Genomic DNA, 12007 nt, shown 5'->3' with positions numbered 1-12007 from the left:
ATAAAAATGCACCGGCTCTCCAAATTCATATATTTTAGGATTTTGGGATGGAAACTAAATGGTTTTTTTCCTGATTTGGACAAATGTGTGGTTATCGTGGTGCCACATACCCATTGGTTGGATTTCTTCTTGGGCCTTTTGGTACGAAAGGTTGTGAACCAAGAAATCAACTATATCGGCAAAAAAAGTTTGTTTAAACCTCCCTTTGGATGGTTTTTTCGTTGGACTGGTGGTGCGCCCGTAGATCGCTCCAAAAGTTCCAATACCGTGGACGGGGTGGTTCAAATTTTTAACGAGAGGACCATTTTCAGATTTGCACTTGCCCCTGAAGGTACCCGAAAGAAAGTGGACAAATTAAGAACGGGTTTTTACCATATTGCCCAAAAGGCCAAAGTGCCTATTGTAATGGTAGCCTTCGATTTTGGCAAAAAAGAGGTGAAAATTTCCGAACCTTTTCACCCAACAGAAAATATGGAACAGGACTTTGAAAAAATCCACGAATTTTATCGCGGAGTCTTAGGAAGGGTACCCGAGTATAGTTTTAGTGATTGAGATTTGTAAGGATAAGAATCCTAATCCGTTTCATCCAGAAAAAATAGTTCTTCAAGGGGTTTGCTAAAAAGCCTGGCTATTTTCAAAGAAAGTACAGTGGAAGGCACATATTTATTTTTTTCAATAGCATTTATGGTTTGTCTGCTCACACCAATCTTTTCAGCTAAATCTGCTTGAGTCATGTCATGAATGGCCCGCTGTACCTTAATATTATTCTTCATGACTTCGATGTCTTAATTGTATAAAGTTGAAGCGTAAAATAAAAAATATCAATGGGGTTAAGATATTTAAGGTCATGACATAAATGAAGGTGAAACTGTGTACAAAAAGAACTAACACAATTAAAACAAGGTAGTTTAAAATAATAGCCCAAACCAAAGAATCGTTCCGAAGTTTATAGGTGAATTCATCTTCTATTTTTTCTCGTGTAAAGCCAACTATCAACCCTCCAATTATAATGGATAGGAGAATAAGTTCAAAACCAATCCCGGCTTCAATGATTTTAAAGTATTCCATTTCATTTGGCCCAGCGGCAAAATTATTTAAAATAGAGAGTACTTTGGTTTGTATGGGTTCTTTCTCCATCGGGATAAAGTAGGAGAACAGACCACTGATGATACCTATAGTAAACAGTATCCAACCAATGGACTTGTATTTATTGGGAAGCAAATAATTAGTATTCATAATAGGAAGTTTTGGATTAAAAACTGAAAATTAGACGTCTAAATGTAAAGTATATTTTACATTATAACAAATAAACTTTACATTTTTAGTTATTTTTATCCTCTAGACATGAAATCTTGATTTTCAACTTAAGTATAACAAAAACAAGAAGGTGTGATGCTGGCCTTAGCCAATTTGGACCAAGGGATTTGAAAAAATGCTGCCTGAGGGTATAAACTATTCTTTCATACTATGGAAGACGTTCTGCACGTCATCGTCCTCCTCAATTTTTTCCAGTAGTTTTTCCACATCGGCTGCTTCTTCCTCAGAAAGCTCCTTTGTTACCTGTGGAATACGGTCAAAACCTGAAGAAATAATTTCAATCTCCCGAGATTCCAGTTCCTTTTGGATGGCCCCAAAGTTTTCAAAGGGAGCGTAAATATGAATCCCGTCCTCATCCACAAAAACCTCTTCGGCGCCAAAATCTATCAGCTCCAGTTCCAGTTCCTCTGGATCCAATCCTTCACCATTTATGGTAAAGTTACACGTATGGTCAAACATGAATTCCACGGAGCCGGAAGTTCCCAAGCTGCCATTACATTTGTTGAAATAGCTTCGGATATTGGCCACAGTTCGGGTATTGTTGTCCGTGGCGGTCTCAATCAATATGGCAATACCATGGGGAGCATATCCTTCAAACAAAACCTCTTTATAGTCTCCAAGACTTTTGTCCGAAGCCCTTTTAATAGCCCGCTCAATATTGTCCTTGGGCATGTTTACTGCCTTGGCATTCTGAATTACCGCACGTAGCTTTGAATTGGCGTCAGGGTCTGGTCCACCCTCCTTTACCGCCATTACGATGTCTTTTCCAATTCGGGTAAATGCCTTGGACATGGCCGCCCAACGCTTTAGTTTACGTGTCTTTCTAAATTCAAATGCTCTTCCCATATAAAAGTTTGCTTATGGATGGGGGCAAATTTAGCAAAAAAAGAAGCCCTGTCAAGTGGTAGAATGCAGTTCCGTAATCAAGAGGCAATAATAGTCTCGATAAACTGGGCCAATTTAAAATCCTTCTCGGTCACTCCTCCAACATCATGGGTGTTCAATGTAATGTTGAGGGTGTTGTACACATTTTCCCAATCAGGGTGATGGTTCATCTTTTCACACTCAAAGGCAATGCGGGTCATGGTGGCAAAAGCATCCTTAAAATCCTTGAATATGAACGATTTTGTGATTGAGCCATCCACAAATGTCCATCCTTGCATCTGTGCAAGACGTTCTTCAATTTCTATTTTTTCAAGGCGCTTCGACATAGGTATCTGAAAATTGAATAAAGGTAAAACATTCTGGAACATGCGAATCCCAAACACGGTGGCTGCTCCATGCCCATCCGCCTGAATCTTTGGCGGGCTCTGCTTCTTTATATTGGTTGAAACGGGAGAAATCCATCCGCCATTCATCACCGTTTTTTGGGGGGGTGGTTTTATCGCTATTTCGGGTCAGGATATCCAAACTGCTCCACGGAAGCGCAAGTTCAACAGTCCAGCCCCGGTCCCTATCATCAGACTTATTTATGGTTCCGTCTACATGGACGGCGGTTTTTAACCCTTCAAGATCCCAGTTCCAAAATCCATAACGGTTACCCCTGGGATGTCTGTAGCCAACTCCCCGAAAATCCCTTTTTTTCTCTGCGTTGGGACCAAGATTGGGCACTTTGTCATATCCCTGGGACAGGTAAGCATCTTCCCAAACAAAAAACACTTCGTAAATAGTGCCGAATGAATTTATTTCAAACTCGTAATACGCATCCTTACCGGCAACGAACAGTTCAACATCATTATTTTTGTATATGGGAGAATCACGTTCGGTCAATGTGGCCGTAACATCCGGTTCGGTTACCCAATAGGCCACATATAGGTATTCATCATCCCAAACTACTGCCGCCTTGGTTTCGTGTATGGTCTCAGTGTCGTAAATCAAGTCTACAAAATTCCTTGACTTTTTTGCTTTTTGCCAGATTTCTTCATCTGGTTTACCATCAAGTGTAATTGGGCTTTTAATTTTTTGGGCAATATACCTTGGAATCGCAAACTCGTTACAAGGTGGATGGCTTATGCTTTCTTTGGACTTTGAATTTTGCCCCATGGCAGTTACAAGACCTGTCAAAGCTATGATCAAAAAAAAACGATATTTATTCACGGTTGGTTTTTAAGGTTGATGTTAGATGGTTATCACACTTAAAAATAAGCATATTTTCTTTCGTTTACCATTTTAGTCTGAAAGAAACCAAAGAAAGAGAAAGAATCTCTTAATCCACAGGAATATGGTGGTCAATAATTTCCTGACTTGTGATCATTAGGTTTTTGGGTAACATATGGTCTTTGGGAAGTGCTGCGAGATAACGATCCTCATTGGTGGTGTAAACCCGCTTTATCAACGGGTGATAGTTGCCCATGCGCTTTATAATGTCCTTGATGAAATCTTCATGATGGATAAGATCGGTACTGCCCAAATGAAAGATCCCGGTTTTGTTCCTGTTGATCAGGTAATGGATTTGTTGGGTCAAACGGTCATCGTTGGTTACATTGATGATAAGATTGGGAAACACTTCAATGGCCTCGTTATTCTCCAAGCTCGTTTTTATTTCCCTGACCCGGGGGGAAGTATTGCCAAAGACCATGGGAATCCTCAAAATCGCGGTTTTTTCCTTCGGAAGTCGCATCATCATATTCTCAATTTTGATCTTGAGACGACCATAGACACTTTCAGATAGAGTCTTGTCATACTCATAGGAAGGAAACTTGCTGTAAGCGTCAAAAACATTGGCTGATGAGATAAAATACAGTTTGGTCTTGTACTTCATCAAGTACTCCATCAAATGTTGATGCGCTTGGATTTGGGCGCCAAAACTTCCCCTTAAAGCTGAAATGATGACATCGGGTCGTACATTTTCAAGTACCTGAAAGATGTCGTCCTCCTGCAAATCATATCTCAAAAATTGCTTGTTCGTAGCAAAAGAAGTGTTGGAACAATAGGTACCATAGGTATCAAAATAGGAGCAGAGCTCTTTGTATATGGCATTGCCCACAAAACCGCTTGCTCCCAGTATCAATATCTTTTTTTTGTCCAAACGCTACGATGAAGGTTTATAAAATGGCAGTTTCACTACGGTTGCCGGCACTTTGTTGATTCGGATTTGAATAGAAATGGGTTGGTCTATCTTGGCGTGCTCTACCGGAACATAGCCCAAACCAATTCCTTTTGAAAGTGATGGCGACATGGTTCCCGAGGTCACTTTTCCTATTTGATTGCCTTCAGTATCCAAAATGGGATAACCCGTTCTGGGAATCCCTCTTTCCTCCATCTGAAAAGCGATGAGTTTCCGTTTGGGGCCTACCTCTTTTTCTTTGGCCAAGGCATCACTATTTACAAAATCTTTGGTGAATTTGGTGATCCAGCCCAATCCAGCTTCCAAAGGCGAAGTAGTGTCATCAATATCGTTTCCGTAAAGGCAATAACCCATTTCCAATCTAAGGGTGTCGCGGGCCGCCAAACCAATGGGTTTGATACCATAATCGGCACCAGCTTTAAATACGTTGTCCCATACTTGTTTGACTTCGGAATTCTTACAGTAAATTTCAAACCCACCAGAACCCGTATATCCTGTTGCCGAAATGATGACGTGTTCCACTCCTGCAAAATCACCCACTACAAAATTGTAAAATGTAATGGCAGAGAGGTCTACGGAGGATAGCGATTGCATAGCCTCCACTGCCTTTGGGCCTTGAATGGCCAAAAGCGAATAATCATCAGATAAATTTCGCATATCGGCACCTATGGCCGCATTATATTTTGAGATATGGTCCCAATCTTTTTGGATGTTGGAAGCATTGACCACCAAAAGATAAGTTTCCTCTTTTATTTGATAGATGATAAGATCGTCCACAATACCTCCTGTTTCGTTGGGCATGCAGCTATATTGGGCTTTACCAATGCTTAACTTCGATGCATCGTTGGAAGATACTTTTTGAATGAGTTCCAAAGCTTTGGGGCCTTCAACTAAAAACTCACCCATGTGGGAAACATCAAATACGCCGACACTCTTTCTGACGGTTTCATGTTCAATGTTCACCCCCTCATAGGAAACGGGCATATTATATCCTGCAAAGGGAACCATTTTTGCGCCTAAGGCAACATGGGTATCGTACAATGCTGTAGTTTTCATTTCAATTAATTTATGGGATAAATTTATTGATTTCAGGCTAGACCAACTTCGATCTTGATCATTGTTTTGAACAAACCTTTGTTAATTGAAAACCAAAACCTTCTAATTCTCCAGTAGATAAGATTTTAGCTCTTCATAATTGGTAATCTTGTTTGATTTTTTTGTTTTGCCCAATACCTTTTGAATTTGCGCCGGAATTTCAGGAGTGATTCCCAGGGTCTCTTCAACAACGTCCAAAAACTTTACGGGGTGTGCTGTTTCCAGAAAAATACCATAGGTATTTGGATGATTTTTTTGATACTCCTTCAACCCAAGGTATCCAACAGCACCATGTGGATCCATTACATATCCTGTTTGGGAATGGATCTTTTCCATGGCTGTTCTGGTCTCTTTATCGGTAAAGGAAAAGGAGGAAAGACTTCCTTGAAGTGTGTATAAATCGTCTTGGTACAAATGTCTGATACGGACAAAATTGCTGGGATCGCCCACATCCATGGCATTGGAAATAGTAGCTATGGAAGGCATAGGCTCATAAACTCCTTTCTGCATGAAATTGGGTACCACTTTGTTTACGTTGGTAGCGGCAACAGAGTGCTTTACGGGCATACCCAATTTTTGGGCGACCATTCCGGCACAGATATTTCCAAAGTTTCCAGAAGGTACCGAAAAAACGATTTCCTTTCCTTTGGATTTGGCTTGCTTGTAGGCAAACAAAAAGTAGAACAGCTGAGGCAGCCAACGGGCTACATTGATGCTGTTCGCCGATGTCAACTTTTTATGGTCCGTAATCTCCGAATCCAAAAAAGCAGCTTTCACCATACGTTGGCAATCGTCAAACGTGCCATTGACCTCCATGGCCACAATATTCTGCCCCAAGGTGGTCAATTGCTTTTCTTGGATGTCGCTCACTTTGCCGCTGGGATACAAAATCACCACATTTACACCATCAACCCCTAAAAAGCCATTGGCCACAGCACCACCGGTATCTCCGGAAGTGGCCACCAACACGGTAACTTCCGTGGTTTCGCCTTGGGAAAAATACCCCAAGCAGTTGGCCATAAACCGGGCACCTACATCCTTAAAGGCCATGGTTGGACCGTGGAACAGCTCAAGCGTAGCTACATTTTCTTCGATATCCACCACAGGAAAATCAAAATCCAAGGTATTGGCAATGATTTCTTTCAAAACCGCATCCGGAATATCATCACTTACAAACTGCTGAATGGCCTTAAAGGCAATCTCATGGTTTGAAAGCGACTCGATGTTGTCAAAAAAATTGGGGGATAGCGGTGTTATCCGTTCTGGAAAATATAAACCCTTGTCCGGAGCAATGCCCGCTATCACAGCTTCCTTAAAAGTGGCTTGTATGTTGGAATCGTTTAAACTGTAAAACCTCATGTTCTATGCTAATTTTTTAACGCCTTGGACATTTACTTTCGATATATGGATGTCAAAAGGAACTCCAATGGTCTTATAGGTCGCTTCCATGGATTTAGCGACATTTTGAGCTATTTTTTCTCCCTTGCTCAACGCAAAGATGGATGGGCCGGAACCGGAAATTCCACCACCCAATGCCCCAGCGGCCATTGCGTTGGTTTTGATGTCGTCAAAGGCTGGAATCAATATCGAGCGAATAGGCTCCACAATATGATCCTGAAGGGAGCGTCCGATCAAATCATAATCGCTTTGGAAGAGGCCAGCAATAAGCCCGCCTAGGTTTCCCCATTGCTTTATGCCTTTTTCAAGGGATAGGGTTGTTTTTAAAATTTTCCTGGAATCCGATGTCTTTATTTCTATTTGTGGATGGATCACCGTGGCGAAAAGTTCGTCTGGAGTGGGAATGGCAACAATATCCAAAGGCTCATAGCTGCGAACCAAGGTGAAGCCACCATAAATAGCGGGCGCCACATTATCTGCATGGGCTACATCACTGGCCAATTTTTCGCCTTGCATGGCAAATTGTACCAGTTCGAGTTTGGAAAAGGGCCTTCCCAACAATTCGTTCATGGCCCAAACCGCCCCTGCGGAACTGGCAGCACTGCTACCAATACCGCTACCGGGCTTTATGCGCTTGTCTATTTCAATCTCAAAACCACCATTGTAACCACTCTTTTCCAAGAGGGCAAGACCTGCTACACCAGAAACATTTTTATTGGTTTCCAAGGGCAAATCTTGTCCTTTGATTTTGGTGATCCGGATGACCTTTTCTTCAGTTTTACGAACCACCATTTCATCCCCAACGGAATCCAAGGCTAGACCGAGGACGTCAAATCCGCACGAAACATTGGCAATAGTGGCCGGGCAAAAAACTTTGATTTCTTCCATGATCAATAGTTTCCAATTCTAATGATATCCGCAAAGATACCTGAAGCAGTAACATCTGCCCCAGCTCCGGCACCTTTTATGATCAAGGGTTGGTTGGGGTATCGCTCCGTGAAGAACAATACAATGTTGTCGCTCCCCTCCAAATTATAAAAATCGTGTCCTTTTGGTATCTTTTGAAGTCCAACTTTGGCCTTGCCCTCCTCAAATTGGGCTACATATTTGAGCTTGCTGTTTGCACCTGCGGCCTCCTTATACATTTTTTGAAAGTTAGCTTCATATTTCTTCAAGGATTCAAAAAAGGCTTCATTGGAGTTGGTATCCAAACTTTCTTTGGGTAAAAAGGCTTCGTTTTCAATGTCCTCAATATTCAATTCATGTCCACTTTCCCTGGCCAGAATCAAAATCTTTCGCATAACATCTATACCGCTTAGATCTATGGTAGGGTCTGGCTCGGTGTACCCCTGTTCCTGAGCCTCTTTTACCACATCGTGGAAAGTAACAGCGTCATTGAAGGTGTTGAACACAAAATTAAGACTGCCCGAAAGTACCGCTTGGATTTTCTTCACTTTATCACCCGATGCAATTAAATGTTTTAGGGTGTCTATGATGGGAAGTCCGGCCCCAACATTAGTTTCAAACAGAAAGGGAGCGTTGTACTTTTTGGCCAGTTGTTTTAATTCTTTGTAGTAGGCATAATCCGAAGAACATGCAATTTTATTGCAGGTAACCACGGAAATACTATTCCGTAAATAATCTGGGTAACTTTTTGATACTTCTTCGTTGGCCGTATTGTCCACAAAAACACTATTGCGGAAATTCAGCAATTTTACGCGGTCAAAAAATGCCTGTTTGTCCGCTTTTTCACCTTGGGACAAAAGAGTATTCCAGTCATTCAGGGCAACCCCGTTCTCATTAAACACCATGTTCCTTGAGTTACTGATTCCAATAACCCTAACATTGAGTTTAAGTTCGTCCTTCAAATATTTTTTCTGTTGACGTATCTGTTCCAGAAATTTAGAACCAACATTGCCCACTCCCATTACAAACAGGTTGAGCTGTTTGATGTTTTCCTCAAAAAAGGTCTCATGAAGTGAGTTTAGTGCCTTTTTAACATCTTCTTTTCGGATTACCGCAGAAATGTTTCGTTCTGATGCTCCTTGTGCAATAGCCCTGATATTTACGTTGTTTTTACCAAGGGTACTGAACATTTTTCCGCTCAGTCCTTGATGACTTTTCATATTGTCGCCCACCAGAGCTACAATCGTAAGGTCTTTTTCTACGATAACGGGCTTTATTTTCTTGGTGGCCATTTCATATTCAAAAGCTTCATTGACTGCTTTTTCCGCTTTTTGGGCATCGTCATCCGATATTCCTACACAAATGGAGTGTTCCGAAGAGGCTTGGGTAATGAGCACCACGCTAATGTTCTTGAGCGATAGGGTTTCAAAAAAGCGTTTGGATATTCCGGGAATGCCGATCATACCGGGACCTTCCAGGGAAAGCAAGCAGATATCGTCAACATGGCTGATACCACGAACGGTTTTACCATTGCCATTGTTGTTTTTTGCAATCAACGTTCCTGGGTTTTCAGGGTCGAATGTGTTCTTTATGGCAATGGGAATTTCCTTGCCCAAAACCGGTTGAATAGTAGGGGGGTACAACACTTTTGCACCAAAATGTGAAAGCTCCATGGCTTCCTCATAGCTAATGTTTGAAACGCATTTTGCCTGTTTTACCAATTTTGGGTTGGCAGTGTACATACCACTTACATCGGTCCAAATCTCTAATATATCTACATTTTCGGCCGCGGCGATGATAGCGGCGGTATAGTCGGAACCACCTCTCCCCAAAGTGGTGGAATCTCCGGAATCACTTGAAGCTACAAAACCTGGCAATAAAACAACATCATGTTGATTGGACTTAAAAAAAGTATTGCAGTGGGTATTGGTTTTTTTAAAGTCTACATTGGCCTTTCCATAATTATCATCGGTAATGATAAGTTCCCTGCTGTCTTTAAAAATGGCGTCCAAACCTTCGGACTTAAAAAACTCACTGATGATGTAGGCCGAAAGCAGTTCGCCATAGCTTACAATCTTATCCGAAAGTTTTGGGGTGAGCTCTCCAATCAGGAAGGAACCCTCCAATAAGGTTTCCAAGACGTTCAAATCACTTTTTACCTTACTCAGAACAGCACTTTGGTTTTGTACGGGAATAAGTTCTTTAATAGCACCAATGTGCCTATTTTCTATTTCTTGTAGTGTTTTTTTGTAGTCTTGGTTTTGTTCCGATGCCAACTTTGATGTATTGAGCAGTAAATCTGTTACTCCTCCAAATGCGGATACTACAACGGCAGATTTTTGATTTCCAAGGTTTTGTACTATAGCTTTTACCTTGCGTATATTTTCTGGATTGGCTACTGAAGTGCCACCAAATTTTAAGACTTTCATGATGAAATATGAATATGAAATATTGAAAAAATGAATTGTATAAACGGACGGATGATATATAGCAGACTTACCCCAAAGGGGTGGTGGTAATCACGGTGAAGATAGATGAAGTAGTTTTCATCAATAAAAGATTACTATCCGTTTGTTTAACTTGCATTGGTAATTAATGAGGTGATAAAAGTAGTACTTTTGGAAACTTCGTCAAATGATTCTGGTCGTTTTTGCGAAATCCGTACAAATAATCAAATTTTTGTGTTGAATGAAAATTTTTTCCGCCCAACAAATATATCAAGCTGATAAATTCACAATGGAAAAACAGCAAATTACCAGTGATGTTCTTATGGAGCAGGCGGCAACCAAACTTTTTGAATGGATACACTCCCGTTTGCGTGGGACGAGTGTCAATATTCAATTGTTCTGCGGAATCGGAAATAATGGTGGTGATGGAATAGCGCTGGCCAGACACCTTCAGGAGCATGATTATTCCATAAAGGTGCATGTGGTGAATTATAGTGAAAAGCGGTCCAAAGATTTTCTCTTGAACTTGGAACGATTGAAGGACAGAAAGATTTGGCCAGACTTTATCAATGAGGAGAGTGGCTTTCCCGAAATTTCACCCAACGACATTGTTGTGGACGCTATTTTTGGCATTGGTCTCAATCGCTCCCCAGACGATTGGGTAGGCCAATTGATTGCACATATTAATGCATCCCAAGCTTTTGTGTTGTCTGTTGATATTCCTTCGGGATTACCCACAAATAGAGCGCCTTGGGACCCGGATTATGTGATAGAGGCGAGTTACGTGCTTAGTTTTCAAGTGCCCAAATTGGCTTTTTTTCTACCGGGTACCGGGGTATATGTAAACCAGTGGGAAATTTTGGACATTGGATTGGATCCCGAATTCTTGAATGGCGAAGAAGTAGCATATGAATTAATTGGAAAACCCGAACTATGGCCTTTATACAAACCAAGGCTAAAGTTTTCGCACAAAGGTACCTACGGACATGCTTTGATGGTTGGGGGAAGCCACGGTAAAATAGGGGCAGTACAATTGGCAAGTAATGCCTGTTTAACCTCAGGGGCCGGTTTGGTGACTGTATTTGTACCCCAATGCGGGTATCATTCCCTACAAACGGCTTTGCCAGAAGTGATGGTGTTAACTGATAAAGAACACGATTTCATCACAGAAGTCAATATGCCATTCGTTCCCGAAACGGTAGGGGTCGGAGTGGGCATTGGAACGAATGAAAAAACTATAACGGCGTTCAAGAATCTAGTGAAGTACTTTAAGGAGCCAATGGTGGTGGACGCTGATGGACTCAACATTCTGGCATTGCAGCCGAAATTGTTAAAAGATGTGCCGGCATTATCTATTTTAACCCCACATCCCAAAGAACTGGAGCGATTAATTGGTGCATGGAAGGACGATTTCGAGAAATTGGAAATGGCAAAAGCTTTTTCAACCAAGCACGATATTGTTCTGGTAATCAAAGGTGCGCACACGGTAACGGTTTACAAAGACAAGGGATATGTGAACACTACTGGCAATCCGGGAATGGCCACGGCAGGAAGTGGAGATGTGCTTGCAGGAGTGCTTACAGGTTTGTTGGCACAAGGATATGAGCCTTTGCATGCGGCTGTTTTTGGCGTATATCTACATGGACTGGCAGGCGACATTTCTGCATCCCAAAAAGGTTATGAGGCTTTGAAGGCTTCTGATATTGTTGGAAATCTAGGTGAGGCCTATAAACAGTTGTTGAGCCCTCCAGAAACGGAAAATGCAGAAAGGGAATAA

General features: G+C 41.6%; 12 protein-coding genes. 2 read left to right on the top strand and 10 right to left on the bottom strand.

Annotated features, from left to right (window positions below):
• Positions 1 to 6 precede the first annotated feature (6 nt).
• Positions 7 to 552: a lysophospholipid acyltransferase family protein gene (locus EZV76_RS11820; protein ID WP_136566771.1), complete on the top strand. Its 546-nt coding sequence runs from the start codon at positions 7 to 9 to the stop codon at positions 550 to 552.
• A gap of 20 nt (positions 553 to 572) precedes the next feature.
• Here EZV76_RS11820 and EZV76_RS11815 read toward each other — a convergent pair whose 3' ends face one another.
• The 10 genes from EZV76_RS11815 to thrA form a co-directional block, all read right to left on the bottom strand.
• Positions 573 to 773 carry a helix-turn-helix transcriptional regulator gene (locus EZV76_RS11815; protein WP_136566770.1) on the bottom strand — a complete coding sequence of 67 codons (201 nt, stop codon included), beginning with the start codon at positions 771 to 773 and terminating at the stop codon, positions 573 to 575.
• Positions 763 to 1236 (bottom strand): hypothetical protein, encoded by a 474-nt coding sequence (locus tag EZV76_RS11810; protein ID WP_136566769.1) that lies wholly within the window; start codon positions 1234 to 1236, stop codon positions 763 to 765. The genes EZV76_RS11815 and EZV76_RS11810 overlap by 11 nt, the downstream gene beginning before the upstream one ends.
• Before the next feature lie 216 nt (positions 1237 to 1452).
• A complete protein-coding gene (locus EZV76_RS11805; RefSeq protein ID WP_136566768.1) occupies positions 1453 to 2163 on the bottom strand; it encodes a YebC/PmpR family DNA-binding transcriptional regulator in 711 nt (236 codons plus the stop codon).
• A 77-nt stretch (positions 2164 to 2240) separates the two neighbouring features.
• Entirely contained in the window at positions 2241 to 2528 is a 288-nt protein-coding gene (locus tag EZV76_RS11800) for a 4a-hydroxytetrahydrobiopterin dehydratase (protein WP_136566767.1), read from the bottom strand.
• Positions 2512 to 3393: a carbohydrate-binding family 9-like protein gene (locus tag EZV76_RS11795; protein ID WP_136566766.1), complete on the bottom strand. Its 882-nt coding sequence runs from the start codon at positions 3391 to 3393 to the stop codon at positions 2512 to 2514. Before EZV76_RS11795 ends, EZV76_RS11800 begins: the two co-directional genes overlap by 17 nt.
• Before the next feature lie 130 nt (positions 3394 to 3523).
• Positions 3524 to 4345: a sugar nucleotide-binding protein gene (locus tag EZV76_RS11790; protein WP_136566765.1), complete on the bottom strand. Its 822-nt coding sequence runs from the start codon at positions 4343 to 4345 to the stop codon at positions 3524 to 3526.
• Between the two features lie 3 nt (positions 4346 to 4348).
• On the bottom strand, positions 4349 to 5440 hold the full coding sequence (gcvT, locus tag EZV76_RS11785) for a glycine cleavage system aminomethyltransferase GcvT (protein WP_136566764.1): 1092 nt from the start codon (positions 5438 to 5440) through the stop codon (positions 4349 to 4351).
• A 102-nt stretch (positions 5441 to 5542) separates the two neighbouring features.
• Positions 5543 to 6838 (bottom strand): threonine synthase, encoded by a 1296-nt coding sequence (thrC, locus tag EZV76_RS11780; RefSeq protein WP_136566763.1) that lies wholly within the window; start codon positions 6836 to 6838, stop codon positions 5543 to 5545.
• 3 nt (positions 6839 to 6841) lie between these two features.
• The gene (locus EZV76_RS11775) at positions 6842 to 7765 is read right to left on the bottom strand and encodes a homoserine kinase (RefSeq protein ID WP_136566762.1); all 924 of its coding nucleotides are present in this window, start codon (positions 7763 to 7765) and stop codon (positions 6842 to 6844) included.
• 2 nt (positions 7766 to 7767) lie between these two features.
• Positions 7768 to 10212, bottom strand: a complete 2445-nt coding sequence (gene thrA, locus EZV76_RS11770) for a bifunctional aspartate kinase/homoserine dehydrogenase I (RefSeq protein WP_136566761.1) — start codon at positions 10210 to 10212, stop codon at positions 7768 to 7770.
• 259 nt (positions 10213 to 10471) lie between these two features.
• Between thrA and EZV76_RS11765 the strand changes: the two genes are divergently transcribed.
• On the top strand, positions 10472 to 12007 hold the full coding sequence (locus EZV76_RS11765; RefSeq protein WP_136566760.1) for an NAD(P)H-hydrate dehydratase: 1536 nt from the start codon (positions 10472 to 10474) through the stop codon (positions 12005 to 12007).

Origin of the sequence: Flagellimonas alvinocaridis, assembly GCF_004916895.1 — a bacterium.
GTDB classification, from domain to species: Bacteria; Bacteroidota; Bacteroidia; order Flavobacteriales; family Flavobacteriaceae; genus Flagellimonas; species Flagellimonas alvinocaridis.
Note: the sequence above shows the minus strand (reverse complement) of the source record. Positions and strands in the feature narration are given on the sequence as shown.